The organism is Psychromonas hadalis ATCC BAA-638 (assembly GCF_000420245.1).
GTDB classification, from domain to species: Bacteria; Pseudomonadota; Gammaproteobacteria; order Enterobacterales; family Psychromonadaceae; genus Psychromonas; species Psychromonas hadalis.
Map to the genome: position 1 here is coordinate 1 of NZ_ATUO01000088.1, position 16133 is coordinate 16133.

Annotated in this window: 12 protein-coding genes and 1 pseudogene; 7 read left to right on the forward strand and 6 right to left on the reverse strand. The window is 38.2% G+C overall.

Annotated features, from left to right (window positions below; genetic code table 11):
- The 3 genes and pseudogenes from G322_RS0111645 to G322_RS0111655 form a co-directional block, all read left to right on the forward strand.
- A pseudogene (locus tag G322_RS0111645) lies at positions 1-754 on the forward strand (IS630 family transposase); the annotation flags it as partial.
- 88 nt (positions 755-842) lie between these two features.
- Positions 843-2735 carry a sensor histidine kinase gene (locus G322_RS0111650; RefSeq protein WP_245542316.1) on the forward strand — a complete coding sequence of 631 codons (1893 nt, stop codon included), beginning with the start codon at positions 843-845 and terminating at the stop codon, positions 2733-2735.
- Positions 2732-4063 (forward strand): sigma-54-dependent transcriptional regulator, encoded by a 1332-nt coding sequence (locus G322_RS0111655; protein WP_022941953.1) that lies wholly within the window; start codon positions 2732-2734, stop codon positions 4061-4063. The genes G322_RS0111650 and G322_RS0111655 overlap by 4 nt, the downstream gene beginning before the upstream one ends.
- Before the next feature lie 31 nt (positions 4064-4094).
- Here G322_RS0111655 and G322_RS0111660 read toward each other — a convergent pair whose 3' ends face one another.
- The 6 genes from G322_RS0111660 to rhlB all read right to left on the reverse strand — a co-directional run bounded on the left by G322_RS0111660 (position 4095) and on the right by rhlB (position 11757).
- Complete coding sequence (locus G322_RS0111660; protein ID WP_022941954.1) at positions 4095-5777, reverse strand: NAD-dependent malic enzyme; 1683 nt, start codon at positions 5775-5777, stop codon at positions 4095-4097.
- A gap of 243 nt (positions 5778-6020) precedes the next feature.
- The gene (locus tag G322_RS0111665; protein ID WP_022941955.1) at positions 6021-7394 is read right to left on the reverse strand and encodes a TRAP transporter large permease; all 1374 of its coding nucleotides are present in this window, start codon (positions 7392-7394) and stop codon (positions 6021-6023) included.
- Between the two features lie 2 nt (positions 7395-7396).
- Complete coding sequence (locus G322_RS0111670; protein WP_022941956.1) at positions 7397-8020, reverse strand: TRAP transporter small permease; 624 nt, start codon at positions 8018-8020, stop codon at positions 7397-7399.
- Between the two features lie 93 nt (positions 8021-8113).
- On the reverse strand, positions 8114-9112 hold the full coding sequence (locus G322_RS0111675; protein ID WP_022941957.1) for a TRAP transporter substrate-binding protein: 999 nt from the start codon (positions 9110-9112) through the stop codon (positions 8114-8116).
- Positions 9113-9574: 462 nt separating this feature from the next.
- On the reverse strand, positions 9575-10486 hold the full coding sequence (locus G322_RS20605) for a Ppx/GppA phosphatase family protein (RefSeq protein ID WP_033422133.1): 912 nt from the start codon (positions 10484-10486) through the stop codon (positions 9575-9577).
- A gap of 2 nt (positions 10487-10488) precedes the next feature.
- Positions 10489-11757, reverse strand: coding sequence for an ATP-dependent RNA helicase RhlB (rhlB, locus tag G322_RS0111685; RefSeq protein WP_022941958.1), 1269 nt, complete (start codon positions 11755-11757; stop codon positions 10489-10491).
- Positions 11758-11878: 121 nt separating this feature from the next.
- On the opposite strand from rhlB, the gene trxA reads away from it, so the two are divergent.
- The 4 genes from trxA to fre form a co-directional block, all read left to right on the forward strand.
- Positions 11879-12205 carry a thioredoxin TrxA gene (gene trxA / locus G322_RS0111690; RefSeq protein ID WP_022941959.1) on the forward strand — a complete coding sequence of 109 codons (327 nt, stop codon included), beginning with the start codon at positions 11879-11881 and terminating at the stop codon, positions 12203-12205.
- 154 nt (positions 12206-12359) lie between these two features.
- Entirely contained in the window at positions 12360-13628 is a 1269-nt protein-coding gene (gene rho, locus G322_RS0111695; RefSeq protein WP_022941960.1) for a transcription termination factor Rho, read from the forward strand.
- A 78-nt stretch (positions 13629-13706) separates the two neighbouring features.
- Positions 13707-15176, forward strand: coding sequence for a 4-hydroxy-3-polyprenylbenzoate decarboxylase (ubiD, locus tag G322_RS0111700; RefSeq protein WP_022941961.1), 1470 nt, complete (start codon positions 13707-13709; stop codon positions 15174-15176).
- A gap of 366 nt (positions 15177-15542) precedes the next feature.
- Positions 15543-16133 (forward strand): NAD(P)H-flavin reductase (gene fre, locus G322_RS0111705; RefSeq protein ID WP_022941962.1); only part of this gene is annotated, 591 nt, incomplete at its 3' end.

Consider the following 16133-nt stretch of genomic DNA (forward strand, 5'->3'; position numbering starts at 1 on the left):
GTAAAATCTGATGGTGGGAGGCTTCAAGGAAAAGATGTACAGCTATATATCTCTGCTGAGTTTGGCATTCAATACAAAAAATCAAACATCTAAAAATTATCGCATACATTAAATTTGAGTTGGATAACAACGCGTTCAAAACACCCCAAACAATCAATTGAAGCACAGGAAGATTTTAAAAAAAATCCAATTAAAAACGATCCTTAAGATCCCGGGTCATATTGCTTTAGATCGGGTTGATATCTGGTTTCAAGACGAAGCACGTTTTGGACAACAAAATACAACGACTAAGATTTGGGCTGAAAAAGGTTCAAGACCACGTGTAGTACAGCAACAACAATTCACTTATGCGTATATATTTGGTGCTGTTTGCCCTACGAATGGTAAAACAGAGGCCATCATTGCGCCTTTTAGTAACATGGAGGTGATGAAAGAACATTTAGCACTCATAGCCAAAGCAACAGAGACAGGCCGTCATGCTGTTGTACTCATGGGCGGTGCAAGTTGGCATCAAGAGTATTTAGACGAAACGTTTCCAAACCTCAGTATTATTCATATCCCCCCTTACTCTCCAGAACTAAACCCAATTGAACAAGTCTGGTCATGGATGAGACAAAATGAAATCGAAAATCGTTCTTTTAATGGTTATGACGACATTGTAGAAAAGTGTTCCATAGCTTGGAATAATTTTAGAAGTGATACTGATCGAGTCATTTCACTTTGTTCGAGATCATGGATTAATATGACTAGTTAATTAATGGAATTGGTATTAGTTCCGGTGGGGCTGTTTTAATTATATCGATTTATTAATGAACCTGAATTCGACAGATTGGTATAATACTGTGATTTACTTATTAAAAAAGGATCTATTAATAGTAAATCCAATACTTATTAGATACTTTATAGCATTGACCTTTATAGGGAGACTAGTAATGATAATCAATAAATTAAATAGTCGCCGAATACCATTTATTGTGTTTAGTTTATATTGTTTAGTTAGTCTTTCATCAGCTACATTGTTATGGAAGTATAGCTATCAGCAACTTACACATTCAAGCCAGAAACAGCTTGAACTCTTTTCTCGCCATCTTGAAGGGAAGCTTGAACGTTTTGCTTATATTCCTCAATTGTTAAGCAGGCAAAGCTTAATGGTTAACGCTTTGCAAACTCCTAATAATACCGCCTTACGTGAAATCATTAATCGACATCTTGATACGACCAACCAGATTATAGGTGCATCTGATACTTATTTACTTAATATTCAGGGTACCACTATTGCATCAAGTAATTGGTTACTTGAGCGTTCTTTTGTAGGTAAAAACTTTTCATTTAGACCCTACTTTCAAGAAGCTATGAATGGTAAAAAAGGCGATTATTTTGCATTAGGGTCAACCTCAAGTAAGCGAGGTTACTATTATTCTTTTCCTGTTAAGTATGCTGGAGAAGTCATTGGTGTAGTGGTGGTGAAAATGGATGTTTCCTCAATAGAAAAAGATTGGATTGGAAAACCACAACATTTTTTAGTGACAGATCCAAATGGAGTTGTGTTTATTTCAACGCAAGAAACTTGGCTATTTCAAAGCCTCAGTGTACTCAGTGAGGCAATACAAGATGAAATTAAACAAGAATGGCGCTATCTAGGTAAACATATTGAGGTGTTGCCGTTTGATGGTAAATTTGATCAAAGCTCATCTTTAATACGATTTTCTCTTGATGGGAAATTTCCAAGATATTATTTGGCATTAACTAAAAAATATGTCAAAGCGGGCTGGAATATACGTATTTTTGTGCCGACAAAGAGTATTACTTATAGCATTGTGATACTGCTTATATTGCTTACTTTACTTTTTATATTGTTATATCTTATTTTAATTTTATTCGCTCAAAGGCAAATGAGAAATGATGAGAAAGAACGTTTACAAGCTAAAGCAAAGCAACAACTTGAATTTCAAGTCATGCAACGCACATCTGCTTTACATGCAGAAATCAATGAAAGGCATAAAACAGAACTTGCTTTAAAAAACATTCAAAAAGAATTAATACAAGCCGCAAAGTTAGCGGTATTAGGGCAGTTATCTGCTAGCATTAGTCATGAATTGAATAACCCACTGGCGGCCATTCGTAGTTATGCTGATAATGCATTAATTTTTCTTGAACGATCTAAAATAGCGAAAGTAAGTAGTAATTTAATACGTATTACTCTCCTAACAGATCGCATGGCTACAATTAGTGCTCAGTTGAAAGCATTTGCTCGGAAATCAGATGGAGTGATGACGGTGATCGCCTTACAGCCTGTATTATTGGCCTCATTTGAATTAGTTAAACCACAACTCAAAGCGAGTAAGGTCAAGTTAGTATTGAAGTTGCCGAGTAATAATATTCTAGTCAAAGCAGAGCCTATTCAGCTTGAACAAATATTTGTGAATATACTGTCTAATGCGATTCAGGCGATGCATGATAGCGATATAAAAAATATTGATGTGACTTTATCTACATCACAATACCAAGCGTTAGTGGAAGTTTGCGACACAGGGCCTGGTATCGCCGAATCTGATATTGGGCAATTATTTGAGCCCTTTTTTACAACTAAAGAGACTGGACTTGGTCTTGGGTTATCTATCTCACAGCAGATTATTAATAGTATGAATGGCCATCTTTGGGCTAAAAACAAAGAAAATTTTGGAGCAATATTCTCTATTTCCCTACCATTACAACAAAATCAGGAGTTAAAATGAGTCCGGTTTTTTTTATTGATGATGAATACGATCTCAGAGTTGCAAATGAACAAACCTTTGAATTAGCTGAAATTGACGCGCAGTTTTTTGCCGATGCAGAATCGGCATTGTTAGCGATGCAATCGACTATGCCGATTGTGGTCATTACTGACATTCGTTTACCCGGTATTTCGGGACAACAATTATTAACCACTCTGGCTAAAAAAGATGCTGATTTACCGGTTATTCTCATCACTGGGCATGGCGATATTTCGATGGCGGTACAAGCGATTCATGAAGGAGCTTATGATTTTATTGAAAAGCCTTTTTCTTCAGATCGTCTAATAGAAACAACCCGTAAAGCAATAGAAAAACGTCAATTAACCATGGAAAATAGGCGCCTTAAAAAAGCACTACTAGGTAAGGAAACCCTTGGTCCGAGAATTATTGGTAATACCCCAAGTATTATTGAATTACGGAAAATGGTAGCACAAGTTGCTGATACCCAAGCTGATATTTTATTATTTGGTAAAACAGGAACAGGTAAAGAATTAGTTGCTCGTTCATTACATGAACAAAGTCAACGAAGTGCCAACAATTTTGTTGCTGTAAATTGTGGTGCAGTACCAGAAAATCTTATCGAAAGTGAGTTATTTGGCCATGAAAAAGGGGCGTTTACTGGAGCAGATAGCTTGCGTATTGGTAAGTTTGAGTATGCTCAAGGCGGGACATTATTCCTTGATGAAATTGAGTCAATGCCAGTTCAAGCGCAGGTTCGTTTATTAAGAGTATTACAAGAGCGTAGCTTAGAAAGAGTAGGTTCGAATGTATCAATTCAGTTAGATATTCGTATCATTGCGGCGACTAAGATAGATTTGGCTAGCTCTCCTGATTTTAGACAAGATCTTTATTATCGGTTAAATGTTGTTACTTTAAACTTGCCCTGTTTAGAACAGCGAAAAGCAGATGTTCCGATATTATTTCACCATTTTTTACTGGTTGCGGCTGCTCGTTATGGTAAGGCAGTGCCTGCTTTACCTAGTAATGATATGCAAGCCCTGTTAGCGCATGACTGGCCTGGAAATGTACGTGAGCTGCGTAATGCTGCTGAACGTTTTATTTTACTGGGTTCATTAACGGGACTGAATAACAATGATGATCCTAGTGACTCTGGTTTAAGTTTATCTGCACAAGTTGAAGCCTTTGAAAAAAGTCTCATTGAACAAGCTTTGGAAATAACAGGGGGCAGTATTAAAGGCACGATGAGCACACTTAATTTAGCACGTAAAACGCTATATGATAAAATGCAAAAGCATGGATTAGAAAAGAAAAACTATAAAGGTGAATAGTTTTTCTCTTCTTCGTTTTACTCTTTCTAAATTAGAAAGAGGTGCGTCGGTAACTTCTGTATTTAGGTGTCCAGAAATTTTCAGTTAAACGGCGTTGCATAGTCTGTTCAGAAATTGGTGGCGCTAATCCATCTTCAATGGCTTGCTGGGCTACTGCATAAGCAATTGATTTACTAATTGCTTTGATTTCACTTAATGCAGGTAATAATGCTCCATTTGGTTTTTTATATTGTATTGAGGCATCCGCGAGCGACTGGCTTGCTGCCATTAACATATTATCGCTAATGGATGTTGCTCTAGCCGCTAAGACACCTAACCCAATCCCCGGGAAAATATAACTGTTATTACATTGTGAAACTTCAAAATACTGCCCTTTATATGATGTTGGGGGAAATGGGCTACCCGTTGCTACAATGGCTTTGCCATGACTCCAGTTAATAATATCTTGAGGAGTGGCTTCCACTCGTGACGTTGGATTTGATAAAGGTAGTACAATAGGATGATCTGTATTTTTACAAAGATCTTCTATTACTTGTTGGGTAAATAGATCAGGTTGCCCACAGACCCCAATTAATACCGTTATTTTTGCTTCTCTAACCACTTGCTCTAGGCCTCGCTTTTGACTATTGTCCCAGTCGTTCAAGTCCACTGATTTTTGTATTAATGGTTGCTGAAAAGACTGTAAATTAGGCATGTCATCGGTTAGCAAACCGTAGCGATCAACCATAAATATCTGTGATCTCGCTTGTTGTTCCGATAAACCTTCACGTTGCATTTGTCTGACAATATGCTCTGCAATACCACAACCTGCTGAGCCTGCTCCTAAAAAAGCAACTAGCTGATCGCTTAGTTTTTCATTTTTGTTCTGACAAGCTGCAATCAGTGTTCCAACCGAAACCGCAGCTGTCCCTTGAATATCATCATTAAAACAACATAGTTCATTACGATACTTCATCAGCAGGGGCGTTGCATTTGTTTGGGAAAAATCTTCAAATTGTAATAAAACTTCTGGCCAACGACGACGAACGGCTTGAATGAATAGATCAATAAATTCATCATATTGATCGCCAGTAATACGAGGATGGCGACAACCCATATACATAGGATCGTCCAATAAATGACTATTATTAGTGCCAACATCTAACACTATTGGTAAACAATAAGCGGGGCTGATACCACCACAGGCGGTATATAAAGCTAATTTACCAATGGGGATACCCATGCCTCCAATACCTTGATCACCGAGTCCTAAAATTCGTTCTCCATCGGTAACGACGATCACTTTTACATTTTGTTTAGTCGCATTTTGTAACATGTCATCAATTTTATGACGTTCAGGGTAAGAGATAAATAGGCCCCTTTTACGACGGTAAATTTTAGAAAATTGTTCGCAAGCAACGCCAACTGTTGGTGTATAGATTAGTGGCATTACTTCTTCTAAATGATGTTCAATTAAATGATGAAAGAGAGTTTCGTTGGTATCTTGTATATTTCTCAAGTAGATATGTTTATCTAAATCGGATGTAAAAGAGGAGAGTTGTTGGTAAGCACGTACTGACTGTTCTTCAATGGATTCAATATTATGTGGTAGTAATCCTGTTAAATTAAAGCTGTCTCTTTCCTCTTGCGAAAAAGCACTGCCTTTATTAAGTAAAGGCGATTCTAGTAATGCGGGACCTGCAAATGGAATGTATAAAGGGCGTTTAAATGGCATAAATCCTCGTTATAAAATATAGTTTAAATGGAAATTATTCATTATTTAATCGGTCGCTAGTACTTTTGTGTTTATATATTATATTGCAAAATATTTACATTGTTAATATTTTGTTAATAGTAGTAAGGTGGATCGTGTTTTTTGATAGTGATAAATGTGGGTGAGAAAAGAAAAACTATTAGGTGATAGTTTTTCTTTTTCCATTTATTATTATGATCCAACTAGACATTTGAAACATAAAAACTATTTTGTGATAATTTCAGGCCCCATCATTAGTGTTGGTAACCAAGTTGAAATCCAAGGTACATAAGTGACTATAAGTAAGAATAAGAACATCACACCGACTAACGGTAATGACGCTTTGACCACTCTCATCATAGACATTTTAGCGACACCTGCGGTTACAAATAGGTTTAAACCAACGGGAGGCGTTATCATGCCTATCTCCATATTGACTACCATCATAATACCTAAATGAATAGGGTCGATACCTAATGCTATTGCAATTGGGAATACTAATGGCGCAACGATAATAAGTAGACCCGAAGGTTCCATAAATTGGCCTCCAATTAGTAATAATACGTTAACTACAATTAAAAATTCTATTGGCCCTAATCCTGCAGAAAGCATCGCTTCTGTTATCATCTGAGGAATACGTTCTTCAGTTAATACATGTTTCAATATCAATGCATTAGCGATAATGAACATTAACATGATAGTCAACTTTCCTGCTTCATATAATGTTTTTCGTGTATCTTCATGGCAGAATACATGTAACGCTTTACGCCAATATGGTTTCGCTTTTTTCTCTTCTGGCTCTTTTTCAGAGAAAGGTCCCATGTCTTTATAAATAAAATTAGAGATAAAGAATGCATATACAGCGGCGACAGCTGCCGCTTCAGTAGGAGTAAATACACCTCCATAAATACCACCAAGAATGATAACAATCAGTAATAATCCCCAACCTGCATCTTTAGCGGAATCAAATACTTCTTTCCAACCAACAAAGGGTTGCGCGGGAATATCTTTGACTCGAGCATAGATATAGATAGCAACCATTAACATCAAACCTGCTAGTAAACCAGGTAGTACCCCCCCTAAAAACATTCGTCCAACGGAAACATCCGTTGCTGCTGCATAAACCACCATTACAATTGAGGGAGGAATCAAAATACCTAATGTACCGGCATTACAAATAACGCCCGCCGCAAAGTCTTTGCTATAGCCATTTTTCACCATACCCGCAATGACTATACCTCCGATCGCAACTACCGTGGCAGGGGACGATCCTGAAAGCGCGGCAAACATCATGCAAGCAACAACGGATGCCATGGCTAATCCGCCACGTAATGAACCCACTATCGCGATTGCAAATCGAATTATTCGCTTAGCAACGCCACCGGTTGCCATAAAACTTGATGCTAAAATGAAAAAAGGAATGGCTAATAAAGTGTAATGCCCTGCAAAGGCATTAAATAATGTTTGTGCAACGGATGCTAAGGAAGCATCGGAGTGAAGTAACAAAAATACGATGCTTGAAAGACCCAATGAAACAGCAATGGGAACACCAATTATCATAAATGCGATGACCATTAAAAATAGATATAATAGCTCCATAATTATTCTCCTTGCTCTGATTTATGGAACTCTTCTAAATCTTCTTCCGCTTCGTGGCTAGCAATCATCCGATCTATTTTCCCTGTTGCTATTTGCCAAGCAAGCTGCATAAACCTAAAGGTCATCATCGCCATACCCAATGGCAGTGCAAAATAGGGGATAAAGCGGGGTAATCTTTCGTATCTTTCTCCTTCATTAAACCAATCCGAGAGAAACTGTAAAATTTCAGGCATGGGAATATCTTCAGTTTCATACCATGCCCTGTCCGTAATAAACGGCAGCCAGTAATTCCAAGAGCCAATCAATAGACTGATAGAAAAAAATAAACAGCAAAATACGGAGACTAATGCGAAGGTTTTTTTAAGCCCTTTTGGTGCAAGGTTAATAACGACATCAACACCAATATGAAAATGTTTTTTTACGCCAAATGAAGCGCCTACTAGCACCATCCATGCAAACATAAACACGGTCAACTCTAAGGCCCATAAAATATTGCCATTAAAAACATAGCGAAAAACGACGTTAGCGAAGGTTAACAAAGTCATTAACCCTAAAAATAGGGCAATTAACGTCTCTTCCATATAGTCTGTTATTTTCCCTACTCGGGTAAAAAATCCAGTTTTCATTGTCTTGCTCCGAATTTGAAGTATTTGTTTTATTGGGTTTAGAATCAAATTCTTGTCAACAATGTAATAACAAGCATTTGATTCTATGTGCTTTTATTTGTTAGACGCTAATGCAGCTTTAATCATGTCACTGCCTATATCTTTTTCAAATTTTGCCCAAACTGGTTTAAGTGCAGTTACCCAAGCTGCACGTTGTTCAGGAGTTAAAGTGCGAATCACCCCTCCAGCAGCAATGATATTTTGCTTATTGGTTTCATTTACTTTTCTAGATTCTGCATTTCTTGTTTGTGTTACTTCACTTAAAATGGTGGCGAGTTGCGTTCGAACATCATTTGGTAGGCCATCCCACCAATCGTTTGAGGTAACGACTAAGTAATCTAAAATACCGTGATTAGTTTCAGTGATGCCATCTTGTACTTCGAAGAATTTTTTACCGTAAGTATTTGACCAAGTATTTTCTTGTCCATCGATAACTTTAGTTTGTAAGGCACCATAAACTTCTTTAAATGACATTTTTTGTGGGTTAGCACCTAGTTGTTCAAATTGTGCGACTAATACGTCGGATGCTTGTACTCGAAACTTCAGACCTTTTGCATCTTCTGGCATTAGTAAGGGTCTGTTTGCAGACATTTGTTTCATACCATTATGCCAAAACTCTAACCCTTTTAAGCCTCGACGTTTCATGGCATTTTTCAACTTCTCACCATTTTCTGAGTTCTGAAAACGATCGACTGAATCAATATCTGTAAAGAGGAAAGGTAAATCAAAGATACGGTATTTTTTAGTTATTTTTTCAAATTTAGACAGTGATGGTGCCGCTAATTGTACGTCACCACTTAACAGTGCTTCTAATACTTGATTATCATCATAAAGTGTTGAATTAGGGAACACTTGCATACATGCTTTACCATTCATTTCTTTATTTACTCTTTCTTCTAATAAAGAAGCTGCCACACCTTTAGGATGTTTGTCGGTATTTGTTACATGGCTAAATTTAATGACTATTTCACCAGGATCACAGTTAGCTGAAACATTAAAACTAGCTAGTATTGCCACGGTACCTATTGATAATATTGTGAGGGGTTTTAACATGTTGTACTCCTTGTTCGATAATTGTGTCGGTTTTATTGTACGTATCACTTTGCATAAATTGCACACGATTTTGGTTGAACTAAATACAATGTTGCAACAGGCGTACCAATGCTGCAAGAATGTTAACGGATCGTTATGGGAGTGGCTATGTGGTATGTTTGATTTGTTTTTGCTGATTTATATTGTTGTTGGGTAATCAATAAAGGGGGGGAATCCACCCAATATCATGTTGATTTGGGGGGATGTTGACCATCTGTTTTTAGCCGGACCAAGCAATATTTCTTAAACCAATAGCTCCAATGCCAACCGTTTTTATTTTACTTTTTCTCTGATGATAATATGTATATTTTTGGCTGTTTTTTACGAGTAGGTTTTTTTGATTGTAATAAATATTGTAGTACTCAGAAAGTCATTATCTGAGTGTGTTTTTGCGGTGTAATGGCTATAGCTAGTGCAAGTTATTTAAAAAGAGTCCCCCACAAACAACATGCTAATCACTCCTTCTCTTAGTGCTCCTTTTGATAAGCTTATCGCTTGTATATTTAAGCATTCAAATAGGGCGATTAGGATTGCTAGACCACTGGGAAATACGGGCTTTCTAGATGTTTTTAGGCCCTTAATATTAAGCTTATCGATCTGTTTGCAACGGATGCATTGTTGTTTAATGCTATTGAGTAATTTAAGTGTTAACTGTCTCTCTAACAATTGTACGCTATTCACTTCATTGACCGCTTGAATCGTACCTGATGCGCCCATACAACGAGACCAATTCAACTCTTGATAATGAGCGAGTTGTGGCTGGATAATATTTTTAGCTGCTGTTATCGCCAGTGAAAAGTTTTTACTGTTTAGTTTGTTATCTGAAAAGTAGCTATTTAACCAAGTAACACAGCCCATGTCTAAGCTTTCTGCTTTTAACACTTTATTGCCTTGGCCAATAATTAACTCGGTACTGGCACCACCAATGTCAATGACCATTAACTGTTCTTTTATATGCTCAGTGAAAGCGACACCACGATAGATAGTTTTTGCTTCTTCGATTCCTGAAATTAGATTAATGGGCAGTTTCAGAATCGCTTCTGCTTGGCTTATAAAGAATTGTTTATTGTTAGCAAGGCGCAATGCGGCGGTGGCGGTGATTATTATTTTATAAGGTTGTATTTTGTCGAGTTGAATGCGAAATTTTCGCAGGCAATCTAGGCTGATGGCGATTGTTGATTGCTTTAGGTTATTATTGCTGTCTAACCCTGAGGCAAGTCTAACTTTTTGTTTGTGCTTAGAAAAAACGCTAAAGCCACTATCTGTTTTGGTCACTGTTAACATATGAAAGCTGTTAGAGCCAAGGTCGATAATGGTATAGCGTTTAGCGCCCATCGTTAGCGTTTATGGCTACGATGATAGTTGTCTTTGCGACTATTGTGTCGACTATTACCGTGAGATTTGTATTTTGTTACTTTCATAACAGGTAACGAATCAAGCAGTGCATCTTTATCGTATTCACTTACTGGGATTGAGTGCTTAATATACTCTTCAATTCCTGGTAGATTAAAGACATACTTCTCACAGGCAAGTGTGATCGCTAATCCTGTTGCTCCTGCACGACCAGTACGGCCGATACGGTGTACATAATCTTCACAATCATCAGGTAGGTCGAAGTTAAATACGTGTGATACTTTAGGGATATGTAAACCACGCGCAGCAACATCGGTTGCAACCAAAATATCTATTTCACCATCAGTGAACTGTTTTAATACTTTTTCGCGTTTTTTCTGTGGTACATCACCTGTTAATAGACCTGCACGTAAACCATCACCAGCCAAATAACCCCACACTTTTTCACAAACATGTTTGGTATTAGCAAAAACAATCGCTTTTTCTGGCCACTCATCTTCCATTAAGCTGAGTAATAAAAGCATTTTGTCTTCATTCGAAGGATAAAATAGTTCTTCAGTAATATTGTCTGAGGTCATTTTCTCAGGTTCAATTTGAATATGTTGCGGATCGTTCATCTGTTCAAATGCAAGTTCTTGTACTTTATGTGAAAGCGTTGCAGAGAAGAGCATATTTAAGCGCTGATCGGGTGCCGGCATAAGTTTAAAGAGATAACGAATATCTTTAATAAAGCCAAGATCAAACATACGATCTGCTTCATCAAGCACTACACTTTGAATTGATCCAAGGTTAATAGCACCCTGTTTAACAAAGTCGATGATACGGCCTGTTGTGCCAATTAAAAGATCAACGCCTTTTTCGAGTTTATTAAGTTGAATTTCAACTTTTTCGCCCCCATATGCTAAACCAAGGCGTAAATTAGCTGCTTTGGCAAGTATGATGGCATCTTTATGAATTTGAATTGCAAGTTCACGTGTCGGCGCTAGAATGATAGCGCGAGGTTGATTCTTACGGCGATTTTCAGGCGCTTCATTAACTAAAAGGTGATGAAGGACGGCGGGCAAAAATGCCAATGTTTTACCTGTGCCTGTTTGAGCTTGCCCTGCAATATCTTTCCCTAAAAGGGTGATTGGCAACGACATTGCTTGAATTGGGGTACAGAATTCAAAACCTTGTGCGGTTAGACCTGAAATTAGACTCTTCTCTAAAGGAAGGTCTGCAAATTTTATTTGAGTTAGATGTGTATTATTCATTTGCGAAGCATAACAGTTTATGTATGCAATAAGTATTGAGATCGATTCAAATAATGAAATTTAATATTACTATATTCGTGATATAGTAACTTTTTACAGTTAATTCCTTCTGGAGAGAAAAATGAGCGATAATATCGTAACTTTAAGTGATGCAAGTTTTGATGAAGATGTAGTCAATGCTTCTGGCCCTGTTTTAGTCGATTTTTGGGCTGAATGGTGCGGACCTTGTAAAATGATAGCCCCTATTCTTGGCGAAATTGCCACTGAATATGCAGGTAAAGTTACTATCGGTAAATTAAATATCGATGAAAATAGTGCGACACCACCAAAATTTGGTATTCGTGGCATTCCAACACTATTACTATTTAAAGATGGTAAAGTCGCAGCCACCAAAGTTGGCGCATTATCTAAGACTCAGCTTGTTGAATTTTTAGACGCAAATATCTAAAAATTGTTATTAGATTGGATAAGTTGTGATCTACAGCGTGTCCAATCTGGACTATTGTAAAATATAGTGCTACCTTATACGCTCAAAATACGAACAAATCTATTCTTACATTTCAACCATCCACTCACATCAAATCAGATTATCAATATAACTTATGAATCTAACTGAATTAAAAGACACTCCCGTACATAAACTTGTAAAACTTGGCGAATCACAAGGGCTGGAAAATTTAGCGCGGCTGAGAAAACAAGACATCATCTTTGCCATCTTAAAAGCACACGCAAAAAGTGGCGAAGACATTTTTGGCGCGGGTGTGTTAGAGATATTACAAGATGGCTTTGGCTTCCTACGTAGCTCTGACAGTTCATACCTTGCAGGACCAGATGATATTTACATCTCGCCTAGCCAGATTCGTCGTTTTAATCTGCGTACGGGTGACACTGTTGAAGGTAAAATTCGACCACCTAAAGATGGTGAACGTTATTTTGCTTTGTTAAAAATTAACCAAGTTAATTATGATAAACCTGAAAATTCACGCAATAAAATTCTATTTGAAAACTTGACCCCTATTCACCCTGATGAACGCTTGCGCTTAGAGAGTGGCAATGGCAGTACTGCTGATATCACTGCACGTATTTTAGATCTGGTTTCTCCTATCGGTAAAGGTCAGCGTGGATTGATTGTTGCACCGCCCAAAGCGGGTAAAACAATGTTGCTACAAAACATTGCACAAAGTATTGCCAATAATCACCCTGATGCAGTGTTGATCGTACTGTTAATTGATGAGCGTCCGGAAGAAGTAACAGAGATGAGCCGCTTAGTACGTGGTGAAGTGGTTGCTTCTACTTTTGATGAGCCTGCAAGTCGTCACGTACAAGTGGCAGAAATGGTTATCGAAAAAGCAAAGCGTTTAGTTGAGCACAAAAAAGATGTGATCATCTTACTTGATTCAATTACCCGTTTAGCACGTGCTTACAATACGGTTGTACCAAGCTCTGGTAAAATATTAACGGGTGGTATTGATGCTAACGCATTACACCGTCCAAAGCGTTTCTTTGGTGCTGCGCGTAATGTTGAGGAGGGTGGTAGTTTAACTATTTTAGCGACTGCACTTATCGATACTGGCTCTAAAATGGATGAAGTTATCTATGAAGAGTTTAAAGGTACGGGTAACTCTGAGATTCACTTGAATCGTAAGCTTGCTGAGAAACGAACTTACCCTGCCATTGATATTATCCGCTCTGGTACGCGTCGTGAAGAGCTATTAACTAAAGCTGATGAACTGCAACGTATGTGGATTTTACGTAAGATCTTACATCCTATGGGTGAAACTGGCGCGATTGAGTTTATGATTGATAAACTAGGGCTGAGTAAAAGCAATGATGATTTCTTTAATGCGATGAAGAATCAAAAAGCTAAATAGAAAGCGAATTACCGCTTATTATTAACAACGCTACTTTTATGTAGCGTTTTTTTTACCTTGTTTTTAAGAAGACGACTTATGAAATTTGATGACTTACGTGATTTTCTCAAACAACTTGAAGAGAAAGGTTTATTAAAACGGATCAAGCAAGAGATTGATCCCCATTTAGAGATGACTGAAATTTCAGACCGTACTTTGCGTGCAGGCGGGCCAGCTTTGTTGTTTGAAAACCCAAAGGGTTACGATACGCCTGTGTTAACTAATCTGTTTGGTACCACTGAACGTGTGGCGATGGCGATGGGTAAAGAGCATGTTGGGCAACTGCGTGAAGTTGGTGAATGGTTGGCTTATCTTAAAGAGCCAGAGCCACCCAAAGGGATCAAAGCGTTGTGGGAAAAGTTACCGATATTTAAACAAGTTTTGAATATGCCCACCAAAACGGTTTCAAAGCCTGCGTGTCAGCAAATAGTAATGCAGGGTGATGAGGTTGACCTGACTAAATTACCTATCATGACCTGTTGGCCGGGTGATGTTGCACCGTTAATTACATGGGGACTGACCATTACCCGCGGGCCTTACAAAAAACGCCAAAATTTAGGTATTTATCGTCAGCAGTTAATTGGTAAAAATAAAATTATCATGCGTTGGTTATCACATCGTGGTGGTGCTATCGATTTTCAGCAGTGGCAAGAAGCTAACCCGGGTAAACCTTTCCCTGTTTCTGTGGCACTTGGGGCGGATCCCGCCACTATTTTAGCGGCGGTAACACCGATTCCTGATAGCTTATCAGAGTATGCTTTTGCAGGTTTATTGCGTGGTTCACGTACTAAAGTCGCCAAAAGTTTAAGTAACGACTTAGATGTCCCCGCTTCTGCTGAGATGATTTTAGAGGGGTATCTACAACCTGGCGAGAAAGCACCTGAAGGGCCATATGGTGATCATACCGGTTATTATAATGAGGTTGATGATTTTCAGGTGATGACCGTTACGCATGTGACCACACGTGAAAACCCCATTTATCACAGTACCTACACCGGTCGTCCGCCTGATGAGCCTGCTATTTTAGGCGTAGCATTGAATGAGGTGTTTGTACCTATTTTACAAAAACAATTTCCTGAAATTACTGATTTTTATCTGCCACCAGAAGGCTGTTCTTATCGTATGGCGGTAGTGTCTATTAAAAAACGTTATCCGGGGCATGCTAAACGGGTAATGTTAGGTATCTGGTCTTTCTTACGCCAGTTTATGTACACCAAGTTTATTATCGTTTGTGATGATGATATTAATGTACGCGATTGGAACGATGTAATGTGGGCGATCACTACCCGTATGGATCCCGCGCGTGATACCACCATGATTGAAAACACCCCTATCGATTATTTAGATTTTGCTTCACCTGTTTCAGGATTAGGCTCTAAAATGGGCTTGGATGCGACCAATAAATGGGCGGGTGAAACTGATCGTGAATGGGGCGTTCCGATTGTTATGGATGAAAAAGTGAAAGATAAAATAGATTCACTTTGGCAAGAATTGGATATTTTGTCATGATATATCCATTATCAACCAAGATGCTTTGTTCAGTCACTAGCTCGAATATCAAGGCAGGCGTAACACGATGACAATGGCTAGCCCTTATTGAGCCGGTTTGATTTTCGAGCTAGCGACCCGTAGGGCAAGCAGTGAAGCAAACATCTTCGTTGTTTTTCGAGAGATTAACAAAAAGACGTTAATCCTCTGTCGACATTGATTAAATGCAAGCATTCAACAATTCGTTAGAAAGGTTCGATTGAACCAATTAGATCTTCAACTTCCTGCCTAGAACCTGTTCACCTCACTGCTTGCTGAAGTTTGCATTTTGAATGATAATAGGTATGTATGTTATTAATTTGTTAAAAACCTTTTAAAGAGAACTAAATGTCTATTGTCACTTGTAAAGTCAACTCTATCGAAAAACTAAACGATTTCTTATACCGTATTTTTTTACACCCTCAAAAAGCTGTTTCCTATAAAGCCGGACAATACGTTTCCGTAGTAATGGGTGAAAAAGATAAGCGTCATTTCTCTATTGCTAATGCACCCTCTGCGGAGTTAATCGAGTTACATATTGGTGCCACACCTGAAAATGGCTATGCGATGCAGGTAATTGAAAAAATGCAAAGTGAAGGACAAGTGGATGTTGAGATTGCCAATGGTGATGCATATTTGCGTGAAACATCAATGCGTCCTATCATTTTAATGGCGGGGGGCACGGGGTTTTCCTATGTGAAATCGTTGCTTGAGCAGATTGTTGAGCTTAAATTGCCTAATCCTGTTTATCTTTATTGGGGCGTGAAGGAATATGCCCATTTCTATTTTGAAGATGAAGCATCTAGTTGGGCAAAAGAGCATCAAAATATCCACTTTCACCCTGTGATTGAGCTACCAGAAGTTGAGTGGCAAGGTCATCAAGGTTATGTTCATCAAGCCGTTTTAAATGACTTTCCTGACCTGTCTGAATTTGATATC

What these genes read in the sequence shown, in the direction of transcription:
- G322_RS0111655 (WP_022941953.1), top strand. Translation starts at nt 2,732, where the DNA reads ATGAGTCCGGTTTTTTTTATTGATGATGAATACGATCTCAGAGTTGCA.
- G322_RS0111660 (WP_022941954.1), bottom strand. Translation starts at nt 5,777, where the DNA reads ATGCCATTTAAACGCCCTTTATACATTCCATTTGCAGGTCCCGCATTA.
- G322_RS0111665 (WP_022941955.1), bottom strand. Translation starts at nt 7,394, where the DNA reads ATGGAGCTATTATATCTATTTTTAATGGTCATCGCATTTATGATAATT.
- G322_RS0111670 (WP_022941956.1), bottom strand. Translation starts at nt 8,020, where the DNA reads ATGAAAACTGGATTTTTTACCCGAGTAGGGAAAATAACAGACTATATG.
- G322_RS0111675 (WP_022941957.1), bottom strand. Translation starts at nt 9,112, where the DNA reads ATGTTAAAACCCCTCACAATATTATCAATAGGTACCGTGGCAATACTA.
- G322_RS20605 (WP_033422133.1), bottom strand. Translation starts at nt 10,486, where the DNA reads ATGGGCGCTAAACGCTATACCATTATCGACCTTGGCTCTAACAGCTTT.
- rhlB (WP_022941958.1), bottom strand. Translation starts at nt 11,757, where the DNA reads ATGAATAATACACATCTAACTCAAATAAAATTTGCAGACCTTCCTTTA.
- trxA (WP_022941959.1), top strand. Translation starts at nt 11,879, where the DNA reads ATGAGCGATAATATCGTAACTTTAAGTGATGCAAGTTTTGATGAAGAT.
- rho (WP_022941960.1), top strand. Translation starts at nt 12,360, where the DNA reads ATGAATCTAACTGAATTAAAAGACACTCCCGTACATAAACTTGTAAAA.
- ubiD (WP_022941961.1), top strand. Translation starts at nt 13,707, where the DNA reads ATGAAATTTGATGACTTACGTGATTTTCTCAAACAACTTGAAGAGAAA.